General features: G+C 66.9%; 14 protein-coding genes, 1 tRNA gene and 1 pseudogene. 8 read left to right on the forward strand and 8 right to left on the reverse strand.

All coding sequences use genetic code 11. From position 1 onward, the window contains the following. Positions 1 to 27: 27 nt before the first annotated feature. The gene (locus tag ACXKR8_RS38995; protein ID WP_458269241.1) at positions 28 to 1713 is read left to right on the forward strand and encodes a hypothetical protein; all 1686 of its coding nucleotides are present in this window, start codon (positions 28 to 30) and stop codon (positions 1711 to 1713) included. Positions 1714 to 1814: 101 nt separating this feature from the next. Here the strand turns inward: ACXKR8_RS38995 and ACXKR8_RS39000 are convergent, their stop codons facing one another. After that, positions 1815 to 2582 carry a hypothetical protein gene (locus tag ACXKR8_RS39000; protein WP_458269242.1) on the reverse strand — a complete coding sequence of 256 codons (768 nt, stop codon included), beginning with the start codon at positions 2580 to 2582 and terminating at the stop codon, positions 1815 to 1817. 138 nt (positions 2583 to 2720) lie between these two features. On the opposite strand from ACXKR8_RS39000, the gene ACXKR8_RS39005 reads away from it, so the two are divergent. The 3 genes and pseudogenes from ACXKR8_RS39005 to ACXKR8_RS39015 all read left to right on the forward strand — a co-directional run bounded on the left by ACXKR8_RS39005 (position 2721) and on the right by ACXKR8_RS39015 (position 4526). Continuing rightward, positions 2721 to 2873: a hypothetical protein gene (locus tag ACXKR8_RS39005; protein WP_458269243.1), complete on the forward strand. Its 153-nt coding sequence runs from the start codon at positions 2721 to 2723 to the stop codon at positions 2871 to 2873. A gap of 65 nt (positions 2874 to 2938) precedes the next feature. Further along, positions 2939 to 3370 (forward strand): annotated as a pseudogene (locus ACXKR8_RS39010) (precorrin-6A/cobalt-precorrin-6A reductase); the annotation flags it as partial. 139 nt (positions 3371 to 3509) lie between these two features. Then, on the forward strand, positions 3510 to 4526 hold the full coding sequence (locus ACXKR8_RS39015; RefSeq protein WP_458269244.1) for a hypothetical protein: 1017 nt from the start codon (positions 3510 to 3512) through the stop codon (positions 4524 to 4526). A 110-nt stretch (positions 4527 to 4636) separates the two neighbouring features. Here the strand turns inward: ACXKR8_RS39015 and ACXKR8_RS39020 are convergent, their stop codons facing one another. Genes ACXKR8_RS39020 through ACXKR8_RS39035 form a run of 4 tightly spaced genes read right to left on the reverse strand, consistent with a single transcriptional unit; the run spans position 4637 to position 7713 of the window. Continuing rightward, positions 4637 to 5863, reverse strand: a complete 1227-nt coding sequence (locus ACXKR8_RS39020; RefSeq protein WP_458269245.1) for a hypothetical protein — start codon at positions 5861 to 5863, stop codon at positions 4637 to 4639. A 37-nt stretch (positions 5864 to 5900) separates the two neighbouring features. Then, on the reverse strand, positions 5901 to 7190 hold the full coding sequence (locus ACXKR8_RS39025; protein ID WP_458269246.1) for a site-specific integrase: 1290 nt from the start codon (positions 7188 to 7190) through the stop codon (positions 5901 to 5903). After that, on the reverse strand, positions 7187 to 7477 hold the full coding sequence (locus ACXKR8_RS39030) for a helix-turn-helix transcriptional regulator (protein ID WP_458269247.1): 291 nt from the start codon (positions 7475 to 7477) through the stop codon (positions 7187 to 7189). Before ACXKR8_RS39030 ends, ACXKR8_RS39025 begins: the two co-directional genes overlap by 4 nt. Further along, entirely contained in the window at positions 7474 to 7713 is a 240-nt protein-coding gene (locus ACXKR8_RS39035; RefSeq protein ID WP_458269248.1) for a hypothetical protein, read from the reverse strand. Before ACXKR8_RS39035 ends, ACXKR8_RS39030 begins: the two co-directional genes overlap by 4 nt. A 586-nt stretch (positions 7714 to 8299) precedes the next feature. Between ACXKR8_RS39035 and ACXKR8_RS39040 the strand changes: the two genes are divergently transcribed. From ACXKR8_RS39040 to ACXKR8_RS39050, 3 genes are all read left to right on the forward strand, one after another. After that, on the forward strand, positions 8300 to 8488 hold the full coding sequence (locus ACXKR8_RS39040) for a hypothetical protein (RefSeq protein ID WP_462100018.1): 189 nt from the start codon (positions 8300 to 8302) through the stop codon (positions 8486 to 8488). Beyond that, the gene (locus ACXKR8_RS39045) at positions 8488 to 9702 is read left to right on the forward strand and encodes an IS1380 family transposase (protein ID WP_462100019.1); all 1215 of its coding nucleotides are present in this window, start codon (positions 8488 to 8490) and stop codon (positions 9700 to 9702) included. The genes ACXKR8_RS39040 and ACXKR8_RS39045 overlap by 1 nt, the downstream gene beginning before the upstream one ends. A 211-nt stretch (positions 9703 to 9913) precedes the next feature. Further along, positions 9914 to 9971 (forward strand) — tRNA-Lys (locus ACXKR8_RS39050). A gap of 207 nt (positions 9972 to 10178) precedes the next feature. Here ACXKR8_RS39050 and ACXKR8_RS39055 read toward each other — a convergent pair. Then, complete coding sequence (locus ACXKR8_RS39055) at positions 10179 to 11177, reverse strand: hypothetical protein (protein ID WP_458269249.1); 999 nt, start codon at positions 11175 to 11177, stop codon at positions 10179 to 10181. A gap of 238 nt (positions 11178 to 11415) precedes the next feature. On the opposite strand from ACXKR8_RS39055, the gene ACXKR8_RS39060 reads away from it, so the two are divergent. After that, on the forward strand, positions 11416 to 12831 hold the full coding sequence (locus tag ACXKR8_RS39060; protein ID WP_458267506.1) for an IS1380 family transposase: 1416 nt from the start codon (positions 11416 to 11418) through the stop codon (positions 12829 to 12831). 151 nt (positions 12832 to 12982) lie between these two features. Here ACXKR8_RS39060 and ACXKR8_RS39065 read toward each other — a convergent pair whose 3' ends face one another. Both ACXKR8_RS39065 and ACXKR8_RS39070 read right to left on the reverse strand, forming a co-directional pair. Continuing rightward, positions 12983 to 14767 carry a hypothetical protein gene (locus ACXKR8_RS39065; protein WP_458269250.1) on the reverse strand — a complete coding sequence of 595 codons (1785 nt, stop codon included), beginning with the start codon at positions 14765 to 14767 and terminating at the stop codon, positions 12983 to 12985. Positions 14768 to 14962: 195 nt separating this feature from the next. Then, the gene (locus ACXKR8_RS39070) at positions 14963 to 15790 is read right to left on the reverse strand and encodes a transposase (protein ID WP_462099892.1); all 828 of its coding nucleotides are present in this window, start codon (positions 15788 to 15790) and stop codon (positions 14963 to 14965) included. Between the last annotated feature and the right edge of the window lie 120 nt (positions 15791 to 15910).

The raw sequence follows: 15910 nt of genomic DNA on the forward strand, positions 1-15910 counted from the left end.
GTCTGTGATGACGACGTGGGGTGTGGTGTGGCGATCAAGTGGGCGCGTATCAAGCAGCCTCGGTTCAACCGCGTGGTGGAGGCTTTGGTCCACCGGATGTACGACGCCACGGCCACCGTACGGGCCTTGGACGGACGCGGGGGTGACGGCGGAATCGACATCGACGTCGTCCAGGGCGGCCGCCTGCGCATCTTCCAATTGAAGTACTACCCCGACGGTTTCCCTACCTCGGCACGGGGCCGCCGGCGCTCGGTCGAGAATTCGTTCAAGCGGGCGATGGAGCACGACCCCTATGAGTGGACGCTGGTGGTGCCCTGCAACCTCACCGCTTCCGAGGACGCGTTCGTCCGGGATCTGGGTGCCGGCCGGTCAGTGAAGATCAGCGTTCTGGGCGTTGCGGCCCTGGACAGTCGCCTTGCCGCGCATCCTGACCTGGCTGCCTACTTCACGCGCAAGGAGCTGCGCCAAGCTGCGCGGGACTACAACCAGGAGAAGGCATTCCTCCTGGATCCCCAGCACCTGCCTGAGCGTATCCAGGCCCTGGGGCAGATGGGTGAGCAGCTGGACCCCCACTGGGCGCCGGGCTTCACCTGGTATGACGGCGAACTCGTCAGCACCGTGTATCCCAAGCACCCCCGCGCTTACGAGGTCAGCCCGATCACCATCCGCCTCGATGGGCATTGGCGCCCTGACGACACGCATCTGCGGACGGCCTTCATCAGGTCCATCGGCTACGGGCTCCCCGAACCCCTCACCCTGCCCCCGGAGGTGGTAGAGAGCCTCAGCATCGAGGGGCCGGCCTGGCTCGCGCGCACGGACCAGCACGTGGAGGTGTCCTGGGTACCGGTGCGCTGCGAGCCTGTGGACATCAAGGGCGAGCTGGTCTTCTTCGACGAGGGCGGGGACCGCCGGGTCTCCTACCAGGCGGTGGTCGAGCACCACGGTGCCGGGCCCCAGGGGCGCTCACTGGTCCTGCGCCTGTTCGGCCTGGTCGTCGTACAGGTCATGCTGCCCTCCAACGACACCGCACCGGTGGACCTCGAGGTCTCCACCGACATCGCCGGCGCCGATACCACTGCGGCACTGCTGGCCTTCGGTCTCGATGGGCACCTCCACACCCCGGGCCGCTTCGAGATCCACTTCGACGGGGACCGGTTCCTCGGCGCACGCACCTATCCGCCGAGGCCGACAGACGAAGCCGAGCTGGTTGCTCGCCTTCACGAGATGGTCAAGGACCTGGCACGGCTCCAGGACTACTGCGGGCAGTACTTTCCCGTCCCATCCCGCACCACCGCCCAGGAACGGATCGACCTGCGGATCGCACGCCTGCTCATCGAGGGAGCGTGCGTCATCGATCCCTCGGTGCGGATCATTACGATGACCCTCAACGGCACCGACGGCCCAGGGCTCCGCGGCATGCTCGCACCCGGCCCCCAGGGCCTGCGGGTAGTCCACAGCGCCTACGAACTCGAATTCGCCGGCCACAGCCTGCCCCTTGGCCAGATCAGTATGTTCCACACCCAGGTCAGCGCGCAGAACCGAGAAGCAGTCCTCCAGGCCTTGGACTCGGGCACAGCTTCCGGCGAGGCTCTGTCTCTGGTCCCGATCGGGGAGCAATGCTTCCGCCTCTACAAGCCAGAACTTCGAACCGACGACTCCGACGTGCTGACACCGATTCCACTCGCCCTTCCCGGTCTGCCAGAGCCCCGTTGAAGAGAGCGCGAGCAAAGTCCCCGAAATCTGGTGCAAGCGTCGTGCCTGGAGCCGAGCCGGGAACCTACGGCCATCGAGCCGCGAAAAGCTGCCCGAGAGGGTCATGCGCCGAGCGGATTACCGAAGGCGTCGATATCGGAGTCCTTCAATACCACGCGGGGCGGCCAAAATACGCTACCCAAATGAGGAGGCCAAATCTGCAGGTAGCCCGGCCCGTTGGCGGGCATCCTCCGCAGTACCGAATCCCCGGTGAACGATCCGCCGAAGACCTGAACGACGAAGCAGCCGAAGACAAGAGTCGCGCATATAGAAAGATCCTCCTGCTGCGGATTCGCAACTCTGTCCTCGCGGGCGTACAGCCGATGCCGAACCTGCACGGGCATTCCAGTGGATTCCATCGCCGCGACGCGCACCTGAACACTCGTCGGTGGTCCTGCCTGGCGCATTAGGAACTCACGCTGCGCCTGAGTGAACACGCGATGTCGCGTCTGAAACTCCAAAACCATCACCTTGAGCGTCGCCCAAGTGGCAATGACCATTTGTTGCTCGGTGCTCAGAGAGGCACTGTTGCCCAGAATCATGGGCGCCAGCCAATGCTTCACTTTTCCGTCGTAGGCGCCCATCCATATGTTGTTGCACGGCCTGCATACGGCAGCGATCTTTATTAGCGACAGCTTGTAAGCTCGCGACCGGCTGAAAATCTCCGCCGCGCCGGGTCCTACGACCGTACGCTCAGCTGTAATACTGGCGCCAACGACTTCTTCGGTAAGAACATCGTCAAGCCACTTGGAGATGACGTCTTCTTTCGTCATCTCCACTTCGGCAGAAGAAACGCCACAGAAGATGCAATTCAATTGCCGCTGTGCCATGGAACGAAGCCTACGGGGAACTACTGGCACGCGCGACGGTTTTACCGCTTCTGTTCTGGCAGCGCCACAGCCTGCGGCGGTAGGGGCGGAAGCGGTGCTCGGTGGTGCGCCATCTACTACTGCCCTGACCTCCCAGCAGTGGCACGAGGTTTCCAGGCAGGGTGCCCGAGGCCGGGCCGTCACGGGGCTGACTCCGCCGTCTTCGCCGCCTTCAACGCCTACGGCCACCAGGACCGCGGCATCAAGGTCTACGACTTCAACGGCCATGAGAGCGGCGGCGAACAGCAGTAGGTCGCCCAGCTGCGCTGGCTGCCCCGGTACCTGACCGGCTCCGGGCGTTGACGGCCGCGGGCCCGCTGCGGGTGCTGCTGCTCGGCGGGACCGCCGAGGCCCGGCAGCTGGCCGGCGAACTGGCCGGGGAGCCGGGCATGCTGGTGACCGTCGCGCTGGCCGGACGGGTGGCCGAACCGCTGCGGCCCGCCGCCGCCGAGCTGCGGGTCGGCGGCTTCGACGGGGCGGAAGGGCTTGCGTCCTGGCTGCGGGAGCAGCGGATCGCGGCCCTGGTCGACGCCACCCACCCGTTCGCGGCCCGGATCAGCGCCAACGCGGCGCAGGCCGCGGCGGCGGCCGGGGTGCCGCTGCTGGCACTGCGCCGGCCTGACTGGACCCCGGTCGACGGTGACCGCTGGCACCCGGCCGGGTCGCTGGAGCAGGCCGCCGAGCTGCTGCCGGGGCTGGGCGCACGGGTGTTCCTGACCACAGGTCGGCTGGGCCTGGCCGCCTTCGCCGGACCGTCCGCATCTGGGGCCCTGTCCGAGCAGTTCAGGACCGCGCTCGACCGCCCGTCTACGGCGTGATTGTGGATGTGCCTGGTTTCCACTGGTGCTTGACTGGTGTGATGACTGACGCGACGTGTCGGCCCGGGCCATGGGCGTCGGCACCGCGACGATGAGCGGAGCGGTTGCAGTTCTTCTCGGAAGGCAGAGCACCTTGGGCACAAGCAACTCTCTCGGGCGGTTTCTCTACTGGTCCGAGCGCGCCGTGCGGCAGTTCGCCGAGGACAACGGCGTCGAACTGGAGGCGCGACTGAAGCGCCAGGTGTCGGTGTCGGTCCCAGGCATAGCCCAGGCTGTTGTCGGCAACTCAGACCGCCGGACCCGCGATCTACTCGAAGAGACTCGTCGGATCGAGAAGAAGATCGGGGCCGACGCACTGAAGGTCCTCGACAGGCCGCCGCCAGCCGCCTTCGTGAAGGCTGTTGGGCGGGTAAACTTCGCGGAGTTTCATGGGAGCTACGCGCACAACAAGGGCGCGCTTGTCCACCTGAAGACCCACAGTGACACTGGGCAGCGAGTGGACCTGTGCCTATTCGGGAGCATGGACAACGTCCGCGGGTACGGAAAGCTCGACCATTTCGTCGACGGCTGGTTCTCCTCCGCCTGGTACGCCATTGAGGAGCTCCTGAACAGCCATGGCCAGAGGAACACCTCCCAGTGGGACGACAGCGAGTCCCGCTCTGTCGAGGCATTGAAGATCGCCCTTGAGCACGGCACCAGCCGCGCCACCCAGGCCGGGAGACCTGAGACCCGTGGCTTCACCGTCGGCCACGCCGAAGACTGCGAACTCATGGCAGAGGTCTACACCGACGTAATCCTCACGCCCAGCCGTTGGAATTGGACCTCCCAGGACGGAGAACTGGCCGAAGCACAGCGAATCATCGTCGGACGCCCGCTGTGGGTGCGCACCGCGACCCCCGAGGCGGTAGTCCGCTACGCCGAGCTGCGTAACGGCCCGTACTGGGCCCGCTGGTCGCGGCTGATGAAGGTGGACAGGTTCGTCCGCCGCCGATTCGCCCGACTGCCCCTTGTTCGGCATAACCCCGCACCACTCCCGCCGCCCCAGGTGGCGGAGCTCGATCCGCCACCAGCAGGCCGGAGCGCATGACCTGCTCTATCCGGGCAGTTGAGACCTCGCGCTGGCGAAGCAGCCCAGGAAGCCCTACGGCCGTTGACTGCTCGCAGCGGAGACCCGTCCGATGGGGATTCGCGCGCCAGTCAGTCGCGATCCCCGTACGCGTAGCCGTCGTGCCAGGTGTGGTCGCACCGGTGTCGGGGGAGACGTTCGAAGTGCTCAAGGCCCTCTAGCTGATGCAGTGAAGCCGGTGCGTCGTGCAAGGTCAGCAGTAGCGCCCATGCTTCGTCTGAGGTGTCGGCGGAGTCAGGCACTGTCCCATCGGCGAGTTCCTCGGCGAGCTTGTCGAGGCATCGGGCGAAGTCGATACGCCACTGCTTCGTGTTCTTCCAGGTGTCTTCGGGCAGCCTGGCGAATATCTGCCCAGAGACCACGTCCTCCTTCGTGATGGCGGTGTCACCGAGGAACTCTGCGTCGTCCAGCGCTTCGTCGGAGAGCCGCTGGAGTCCTGCGTACAGCACGGCGGCAGTGCGGGGCGTTAGCCGCCAGGCGGTTGCGGCGAGGTCTTCGGGTCGCGAGGGGATAGGGAAGAGGCGTGCGAAGTCTGGAAGAGAGTTCCCGCAGCAGGCGACATCGAGCGGAGGGACCGACTCATGCTGCCAGCCGCTGCCAAAGTCGGCGATGACGGGGATACGGCTCCAGGAAGCCACTTCATCGGCTTCCGCCTGGTTGAGCGCAGTGCAGATGACCTCGTCGGCGATGAGGTCCGTGCCCGCGATGAAGCTGCCGTCGTTGACCAGGTATTCGATGGCGCCAGCCAGGTCTTCGGGGTCGTGCTCGAAACGCTCCCCTGGCACCACTGCTGTCCACCCTTTCGCGTCGGCGGCAGCCAGGACGAGAGCTGGGCTACGGACGTGATACTCGGTCAGACGGGCCATGCGGACCACCGAGCCAGGCAGTTCGTGCAGCCGCAGACCCTGCACATGTGCGCTGTGCACCGTCCCGCACCCCCCTGCACCGCTGGAGTCGTTCTCCCGGGTGACGGCCGGGGATTCGCTCCGGCAGGGCCAGGCCCCTAGTGCGGCGTACAGCAGGCCCTGATGCAGGTCCGCCTCCTGTGTGGCAGACAGTTGGAGGCTGAGAGCGTTGACCTGGGCTTCGGCCAGCAGGTAGGGCCTCCGGTGAAGTGCAGCGCGCAGGAGTTCTGCAGCGTAGTCGGCGAACTCGCGAGTGGGGCAGCTGAGGACCTGCCGCAGCGTCTCCGGCCGGTCAGGGGTGCTGGTCAAGGCGAGTACCCGGTTGTCTTCGTCACGGTATTCGCAAAGGAAGTCATGAATGGTGCTGGAGAGGACGGGCGGATTGGCAGACACAGGTGACTCCCGAGTGTTGGAGGGTATGCGGGGGCGGTCAGCGAACGATGCGCAGGCGTGGTGTTGCGCCTTGACGCGCAGTCGGTGGTGTGGACCGGGGTGATGCGATGGGGTTGGGGGAGGGGCGGGCGGCGTCTGCGCGGCGTTGGCCGAGGTGGGTGCTGAGGGCGTCGCCGGCCAGGTGGATGGAGCGCCGGTCTGGGTGCAGGTAGCGTTCGGTGGTGTTGATGTGGCCGTGTCCGGCGATCTTCTGCAGCACGTGGATGGGCACTCCGGCGTCGGCCATCCAGGTCAGGCCGGTGTGCCGCAGGTCGTGGCGGCGCAGGTGCTCGTAGCCGAGCTTGACGACGACCTCGTCCCAGTGGGTGGCGTCGCGCAGGACGGCGGTGGAGATCCGGCCGCCGCGCGGGCCGCGGAACAGTCGCGCTTCGGGGTTGTATCCGAGGACGGTCATGCGGGCCTGGACCAGGGGACGGATCTCGGCGATCAGCGGGACGGTGCGCCGGCGTTTGCCCTTGGTGTTCTTGTCAGCCAGGCCGCCGGGGCTGGGGGTGGTCTGGCGGCACAGGTCCCAGGTCCAGTCGGTCAGGTTGATGTCCTTGACGCGTACCCCGGAGACTTCTCCGATGCGGGCGGCGGTGCAGGCGGCGAAGCGCACCACGTCGCCCCATCCGGCGAAGGTGTCGTGCGAGCGCTCGACAAGCGCGTCGGCGAGCGTCTCCACGCTTTCCCAGTCGGGCAGGGCCAGGCTGCGGGGGTCGTCGAGTTCGTCCTCGGCCTGCTTGTACAGGCGCTGCCAGTCCTTCATCCGGCAGGGGTTGTAGGTGATGATGCCGTCGCGTACGGCCTGCTCCATGATGCGGACCAGGGGGGCCAGGGTGTTCTTGACGGTGGAGCGGCCGACCTCCTCGGCGATCCAGTGGGCCAGGACGCGGTCGGTGACGCCGTGGGTGATGGCGTTGACCGGCAGGTGGCCCATGGCGGGAAGGATGCGCAGGCGCCAGCCGCAGAGGTAGGGGTCCAGGGTCTTGGGTTCCAGGCCGCGCATGGCCAGGTCCCAGTTCTCGCTGCCGTATTCGGCCAGGGTCGAGGTGAAGACGGTCGGGGCGATGCCGCGTTTGGCCGCGCGCTCCAGCCGGGCGATCCAGTCCTTGGCCAGGTCCTCGGAGGCCATGGACTCCGATATGGACTTGCGCCCCTCCTGCGGGTCGGTCCAGCGCACGCGAGCCCGGTAGCGGGTCTCGGGGCGGCGTTCGGGCCGGTGCTCGATGTCCGAGGTCAGGTCGATGCCGATCGGCACCAGATCGGTGAGAGGGTTCTTCGTCATGCTGCCGCCCCTTGCGGGTCCACGCGTCGAGTGGAGAGCCAGGCTTCGACGTCGGCGGCGCTGTAGGAGTAGTGACGCGGGGCCAACTGGACGAACGGCGGCCCCTGGACAGGGCGGGAGGTGCGCCAGCGGCGCAGCGTCGAGGGATCGACCTTGAGCAGCGTCGCCAGTTCCTCGGTGCTGTACCAGGTGCCGTGCAGCAGGGAGCCCTCAGCGTCCGCTGCTGAGGTGGTGGCCAATGCGAGGATGTGTTTGACCTGGGCGTCGTTGAGGAGGTGACGTGTCACAGGGCACCGCCGGGCCGAGCGAGGCCGATCGCCTCCGTCGGCAGATGGGGGAGTAGTCGGGACAACGCGCCCTGCTCGTGCCACCGGGGGGTGCCGTAGACGCCTTCGGCCTGCGGGGTGTCCTCCCGGCGCTGCTCGGTCGTATCGGTGGGCACCAGGAGGCTGACCCGGTGACCGGTCCGGGTGGGGGCGGTTTCGAGCATCGCGTTGCCGCTGGAGGCGACCAGGACGTGCATGGGGTGGGACCTTCCGTTGGAGCCGTTGGTGCTTGTGTCTCCACCCTCGCGATCACGGGGAGTGTGCAAAATCGCCACCGGTGTGGTATTAGCCGTGCTCTGCAGGTGGGACCGGCGACGCCACCGCTGACTGCGGGCCTCGGTCAGGGAGCCGCCGAGCGCGATTCCGTGCTGCTGACCCCAACGGGTGGGGCGGGTGACTGCACTGCCCGCCGGACTGAAACTGGAGGTATCCGTTGTTTCCGAGCGGTTGTCCCGGCAGAACCGCATCCTGTTCACGACCGAGGTGAATACAGCCTCAGGGGCCGCCCCCAGAGCCACGGATGGACTCCCTGGGACCTACCGGCACCAGCGGGACCGGCCTGCTGCCAGCGCGGGCGAGTACGTTGTGACCATGCCCCTGAACAGCCAGTATGTGGGCCTTGGCGCTATCGCTAGATCTGAAGGCTCCGGATGGGACCTCAGCCCGAATCCACCGATGAATGACCTGTCCGAGGCCTGGACATAACGACGCGGATGCCCTCTGACCTGGGACGATGGGACTTCCTACAGAACCAAGTCGCCAGAACGAGAGAACATCCGCGAGATGCAATCCTGCCATGCCGCCACAGCGGTTTCCGCCGTCTTCGACGAGCCGAACCTGATCGCCGATGCCGGGCTGCTGTCGCTGGTCCGGCTGGCCGAGCGGGCCGGCCTGCGGCAACTGGCCGCGCGTCCGCGCTCCGCATCGAGGGCGCCGACAACAGCGGCGGAGCCAACCCGGCCGCCAAAGTGATGTCGCTGATCAGCGCGATGTGCGCGGGCGCGGACAGCATCGACGACGCGGCGCGGCTGCGGCACGGCGCGATGGACCGCGCCTTCACCTCGGTCCGCGCGCCCTCCACCCTGGGCACCTTCCTGCGCTCCTTCACCCACGGCCACAACCGCCAGCTCCACCGCGTTCACCGCGACTTCCTGGCCCGACTGGCCCGCAGCACCCCACTGCTGCCCGGCGCCGACACACTGATGTTCATCGACATCGACCCCACCCACCGCCGCGTGTACGGCCACGCCAAGCAGGGCGCGCAGGTCGGCCGCCTCAAGGGCCAGCGCACCCTGCACCCGATCCTGGCCACCCTGTCCACCCCGATCGCCCGGCCCGTGATCGGCGCGGTCCGCCTGCGCCGCGGCAAGGCCGCCGACGTCCGCGGAGCCGAGAGCTTCGTGAGCGAGGCCCTGGCCATAGCGAAGGAGACCGGCGGCACCGGGATCCGCCTGGTCCGCGCGGACAGCAAGTTCTACACCGCCGACGTGGTCGCCGCCTGCCGCCGGGCCGGCGCCCGATTCTCCCTGACCACCGGCATGAACCCCTCCATCGCGGGCGCGATCTCCCGCATCCCGCAGGAGTCCTGGACGGCGATCCGCTACCCGGACGCCTTCGTCGACCCCGACACCGGCGAGATGGTCTCCGACGCCGAGGTCGCCGAGATCCCCTACACCGCCTTCACCGGCCGAAGGAAGTCCGAGCACGTCACCGCCCGGCTGATCGTGCGCCGGGTCCGCCGATTGAACGCCGAAGTGGCCCAGGGTCAGGGCGAGTTGTTCACCGCCTGGCGTTACCACCCCGTCTTCACCGACAGCTCCTTCGCGGTGCTGCAGGCGGAACTGCACCACCGGCAGCACGCCGTGGTGGAGCAGGTGATCGCGGACGGGAAGTCCGGGCCTCTGGCCCACCTGCCGTCCGGGAACTTCCAGGCCAACGCCGCGTGGCTGACCCTGTGGGCGATGTCGCACAACCTGCTGCGGGCCGCCGGTGCGCTGACCTCGGTCTTCCACGCCAAGGCCACCACAGCGACCCTGCGCGCCCACCTGGTCCACGTCCCGGCCCGGCTCGCGCGCACCGCGCGCACCAAATTGACGGTGCATCTGCCCGAGCACTGGCCCTGGCGCGACGCCTTCACCGCCCTGTTCGAGGCCGTCCACTCCCCACCGCCGCGCCCGGCGGCCTGACCGCCACAAGATCCCGCACCGCGACGGCCCGACGGCCACCGGCGACAGCGCCACCAACCGCTCCCGACCCCGCACAACCCCTCGGACAGGCCGCGACCCGCGCACGGCGGCTACCGCACACCCTCAACCTGTTGCCCCCAGCGGCCGACCGTCCACGGGCAGGAGAGCAACCCCGAAATGATCAGCCGGTGGATTCGGGCTCAGGGGTTGTCGCTCAATTGGCGGAGCTGTGGACTTTTAATCCATAGGTCACGGGTTCGAGCCCTGTAAGATTGATTCCGGTAAATGCCGCATTTGAGCTGGCCGGCCGAGGGTCGACGCAAATAACATCCTCTCAATGATGCTAGGCAGAATTGGCGCCGCGTTGTCAGGGGGCAAAGGGCGGCTTCTTGGCGGTCTTCGACCGTGGTGTCCGAATTTCAAGGAGTGCGCCCGGGCAGGCGGCAGGCTATGTGCTTCGGAATGAGGAGATTCAGCTAGGCGCTAGGTTGGGGATCTTCGAGGCTCGCCGCGGCAGTAGCGACCACTTCGCGGCGCTCCTGCTCAGCGTCTGCGAGGCCGTCAGCGATCTGAAGGAGTAGTACGCGTTCGGTATCGCTGCTCGTTTGGTGCTCGGCGATAGCGCAAGCGAAGGCTCTGAGCGCGAATCTGAGTTGAGTACCCTCAAGGTTCGCCATCAAGCCGTGGCCGGCTGCGTGCATCCAAGCTGCGGTTGCCTCGTTGGGTCGTGGGCCGACCAAATCCAACACGCTCAAGAACGCCTCGATTGCCTGCGGAAGTATCCGCCAGTGAGCTGGCTGCTGGAGCATCGCTGCGGCCGGACCGGGGTACCCGCCGTGGTCACAGGCCAAGTAAACGAGGTCCTCAGGCTCCAGAATGAAGTCGGCCACCCCAGCACGGGCAAGCTGGAGCACGTCATCGCGTATATCGCCCTCGAGCAGGTTTGACTCGTCGAGGGCATGAAGTAGCGCGACGGTGCCGAACGTTGGGCAGCCAGCGTTTCGGGCGATTCCGCGGAGGGCGACGTCGTCGCACCACAGCGAAGCGCCCCGCTCCATGCAGTGCTTGATGACCGTAAGCCAGGGATGATCGACTTCCGTCGGTGTCGTGATGATCGTCTCGAACGAGTCAACTTCACCGAGCTGCCTCTCCAGGGCATTGGCGCGAGTCATGAGAATCGCGCTGTCCGTGTCGGGAATGGTGAGGTATTGCGGCTTCTGCTGAAGGGCTCCGAATGCGAGCATGGCCATCGGGCCGGGAACCCGTCGAACCTCGGCACAGGAATTCAAACACTCGTAACTGGTGGCGGCATCGACGGCGACACTGGTGAACGCGGCACGCAGTTGCTTCCACCGCTTAGGGAGCTCGCAGGCTACGACAAGGGCGCTCGCGTCCACCACAACCTCGCCGTCCAGGGCCACGTGTGCATCGCGGATCTCCTCTGCGAACTCCCTCATCCGCGTCGGCACTGCCAAGATCGGTCCGTGCGCACGTGTGAGAAGCGCCTGCGTGTAGGAGCGATTCTGAAGCGTGCAGACCTCGTGGTACGGGCCTCGGTGATTCACGAGCCCTTGGCGTGTGGTGACTGAGCGTCACCTGGATGCAGAGACGGTGCCCCTACCTGCAATGATGCGAGTTATCTAGAAACGTATCGTCGCGAGGTGGGGCACCGAATCCGTGGGGAAGAATACTGGACGTCTGACCGATCTGGCCATGTCGGCTGACAGGAGGCGGCAGGTCGGGCATGCGGGTGGGGTGCATCTGCAGGTGCTGGCCGAGCGGGCGGGGCTGGCAGGGGCGCTGACGCAGGCGATGCGGCGCCCGGGTTTCCGGCCGGGGCACGAGCGGGGGCGGGTGCTGGTGGACCTGGCCTGCGCGATCGTGCTGGGGGCGGTGGCGATCGGCGACATCGCGGTGCTGGAGCATCAGCGCGAGGTGATGGCGGGCGGCCCGGCGGTGGCGTCGCCGCCCACGGTGTGGCGGGTCCTGGACGAGGTTGGCGAGCTGCAGGTGCGCCGGGTCGCCCGGGCCCGGGCGACGGTGCGCCGGCAGGTGTGGTCCTGGCTGGAGAACCGGCCGCAGGGGTTCCCGTGGATCGTGGTGGACGGTGCGGCGCTGACCGGTTGGACGGTGATCGACTCCGATGCCACGCCGGTGGCCTGCGCCTCGGAGAAGGAGGGCGCGGCCGGGACGTACAAGAAGGGCGTCTACGGCCTGTGCCCCATGATCGCTTTCTGTGACAACACCGGGGAGATGCTCGCGCAGGAGCTGCGTCCCGGCGACGCGGGCTGCAACAGCGCCGAGGACAACATCGCCTGCTTCGCCGCCGCGGTCGAGCAGCTGCCCGCCGCCTACCGCCGCAAGATCTTGTTCCGGATCGACGGGGCCGGGTTCTCCCACGGGCTCCTGACGTGGATCGCGAAGGCCGGTGGCCGTCGCCACCCCTCCTTCACCTGGCAGTACTCGACCGGCTGGGCGTTCACCGACCGTGAGATGACGGCCGTGACGGCGCTGGACGAACTGGAGAAGCAGGAGCGCAAGCAGGGCCGTTCGGTGTGGCAGGCCGCCCTCGACGCCGACGGTGCCGCGCGTGAGGACGCGCAGGTCGCCGACATCACCGGACTGCTCGGCGACCTCTCGCTCTGGCCGCCCGGGCACCGGGTGATCGTGCGCCGCGAACCGCTGCACCCGCGCTACGTCAAGGACGCCTCACCCTACGAGCTCGAACACGGCATGCGGCTGCAGACGTTCGCGACCAACACTCCCGACCGTCAGGCCTCATGGCTCGATGCCCGCCACAGGACTCACGCCCGGGTCGAGGCGAAGATCCGCGACAGCAAGGACGCGGGCCTGAACCGGTTCCCCTCGCGCCACATGAAGGTCAACCAGGCGTGGCTGCTGGCCACCGCGCTGGCCTGCGACCTCCGCAACTGGCTCCAACTCCTCGGCTGTGAGGGCGAGATGGCCAAAGCCACCCCAAAGACCCTGCGCTTCCGCTTCCTGCACGTGCCCGCCGTGATCGTGCGCGGCCAGCGCAAACGCACCCTCAAGATCCCCAGAACCTGGCCCTGGGCGAACGCGGTCGTCCAGGCCTTCCGCCGCCTCATGGCCCTGCCCTACCCAACCTGACCTGGGCAAACCGCCCAGCAGAGCATCGAGAGGAGGCCGACCCGCAGTCCCCGGGCCCGTGGAACCCGGCGCCACCGACGCGACAGTCGACGCGCAGCCCTACCCGGCGAAGCCCGCCAGGCAGAGCAAAAGCGACAACCCGGGCACACGATCAACGGGCCGCTGCGGTGAAAGATTCAGGCGGGAGCCTTCCTGAACGGCGAAGAGACTCAATCAGCGCCTCAGCAGGGGCCCGCGCTGCGAAATCAGCAGCGAGAGAATCCAATTTAGCTGCATAGTCGGTCACCACTTCGAGCGCCTCAGGATTGCGGGTCGTGTGCCTGGCGAGGGCAGCCTGGAAGCGCTCGACAAGTTCAGGACCTTGAGGCGGGATAATGGGCTGGCCCAATGCGTTGACCTTGTTGCCACGGGACAACAGGATCGTCACAACTCGTCGGAGCAGGTCTTGGTCCTCCGGCCAACGGTCAATCAGGTCTAAAGCCAGACTGGCATCTTGTGGACTGAAGCCGAAGTAGGCGTGCAGGGCGAGCCACAGTTGTGCGTGCTCGGCAGTAACGATGGGTGGATTGAGTTCTGCCATCCGCTCCCATGCCAGGCCCCAGCGCTGTTGAGAGTAGGCCGATGCTATGAAGTCCCACTCGGTCGTCACGTGGTGTGGATTTTCGCCGATGGATGCCCGGCAGTGGTCGTCGACGACCGACCAGTCTCGGTTGTTCCACGAGTCCCAGATCAGGGATCGGCGCAATGTCTCACGTTGTCCAGCAGCAAGCTCCGGCCGTCCGAGGATCTCGGCTGCGAGTGCGGCAGCTTCGCCGGAGCGCCCCAATCGGGTCAGCAGGTGCCATTGCCTCATTCTCAGCGGCGCATTGGCAAACCGGCGGAGAGCGCTTGTACATGCATCGAGTGCTTCCTCGAGATCTCCGGCGGACTCGAGGACCTCGACGAGAGTCTCGGCGCCGAGCGGCGAGGCCGTCACGTGCGGGCGAAGTCGCCTCTTGGCGGCATGCAGATCGCCACGGGCGGCCTCACTGCGCGCCTGGAGCATCTCGTACCCGTCGATGGTGATGAGGCCCGATGCGCGGAGAGCCTCCAACCTCTGGATGGGCCAAGTCCCTGAGTCCGCCAGGCGCGAGACCGCGTACACGACGATATCCAGGTCGAGATCCCCGGCGTTCTCCAGTACGTTTTGCCACCCCTGCACGCTCGTTGCCCGGTTCGGCTCTCCGCTCACCATGAGTCTGATGGCAGCTGAGTACTGTGGGTCCTGTGCGGAATCAGCTATCACTTCCGCTCCCACGGTGTCACCCAGCGAGAGTGCAACCCGCACACCTAGAAACGCTACGAGCCCGCATGCTGCTTCCCGCGCGAGGGCATCGCCGGCTGGCCACGCCGTTGCGAGCCGCTGAGCCGTGTCAAAGTCGCTGGCCATGATGTGGCAGTGCAGCAGCTCCACCAGCGGCTCCTCGCTGGGTCCAGCCCACGCAAGCCTCTGCTCGCGGGCGGTTCTGCACAGGTCCATCGCACGCCTGAGGTCGAGGGTTGGCACATGAGACATGCTGGCGGCAACACGGGCCAGGAGCACGCGGGCCAAGGCCACCTGCAGCATGCTGCTGTGGGGAGATGCCTCCAGCGCTTCTTCCAGGTACCGCATGGCCTCACTGAGGTCGCTGGCTGCGTGTGCGGAGTGGGCTAGGAAGATTCGATAGAACGGTTCGATGTCGATCTGTTCGACCGAAGCCTGCCGCAGCTCTGCTGTTCCTGTGGGGAATCCAGGCCCCTCGTGTTCGATGACGCAGCGGATCCAGGTGCAGAGCAGGTCGGGCGCGCCTGCAGCTACGGCCTTGACGAGACTTGCGTGCGCGGCGGTGAACTCTCCGGCTCCTGCCAGGGTCCAGGCAGCGAAAGCGTGGTGGCGGCCGGCCTTGTCCCCGGCCATGGTGGCGGCTAGGGAATAGGCCTGTGCCGCGAGTAGGGGAAAGCCATGATCTGCCGCGAAGACAGCTGCGGCCGCGCTGAGACGGCCGCCTGCACCATGAAGGTACCTCTCGGGGTCTGCAAGCAAGGCGGAGACTGTGGCCTCAGGAGTCTCGCGGCCTCGGAACGTGTCAAGTCAAATGAGACGTTCGTACGGTTATGCGCTCTGTTGTGCTGATTCGGGTTCTCTGCGTTTGGCGGGGTCGTTGATCCACGCCTGATCGGGGATCTTGGGCGGGCGGGGGCGGCGGGCGAAGCGTTCGGGGTGGCGGGCGTATGCCTCGTTGAGCGTGACGGCGCGCTGGTCCTGGACTTGGCCGGCGGTGCCGAAGTGCACGGACGCAGGCGTGTGCAGCCCGATGCCCGAATGGCGATGCTCATGGTTGTAATAGGCAATGAATGAGTCGAACCACTCGCGTGCGTGGTTCAGGGAGTCGAACCGCGCCGGGTAGTCGGCCATGTACTTCGTGGTTTTGAACTGGCTTTCGCTGTACGGGTTGTCATTCGAGACCTTGGGGCGCGAGTGCGAGCGCGTCACGCCCAGATCGATGAGCAACTGCGAGACTTTCTTGCTGGTCATCGAGGTGCCGCGGTCCGCGTGCAGGTGCTCGGGGGCGATGCCGTTGCGTTCGACGGTCTCGCTGATCAACTCCTCGGCGCGCTCGGCCGATTCGGCCATCTCCACGGTGTAGCCGACGACGTAGCGGCTGAAGATGTCGATGATGACGTAGGCGTGGTACCAGATGCCCTTGTCTGGTCCGGCCAGTTTGGTGATGTCCCAACTGAAGACCTGCGAGGGGGCGGTGGCCACGAGTTCGGGGATGGACTTGGCGGCGTGGGTGGCCTGGCGGCGGCGCTCGCCGGTCTGGCCCTGGGCCTCCAGGATCCGGTACATCGTGCGCACTGAGCAGTAGTAGCGGCCCTCGTCCAGTTCGCGCGCCCAGATCTGGGCAGGTGCCAGTTCGGCATAGGCCGGGCTGTTCATCAGTGCCAGGATCCGCGCGCGCTCCGCCGGAGCCAGAGCTGAGGGCGGCGAGGGGCGCGGAGCGCGCTCGCGCGGCGGGGGCGGGTTGAGCCGACGGTTAGTGCGTGGCCCGTGAGCGAC

Source organism: Streptacidiphilus sp. PAMC 29251 (genome assembly GCF_054208735.2).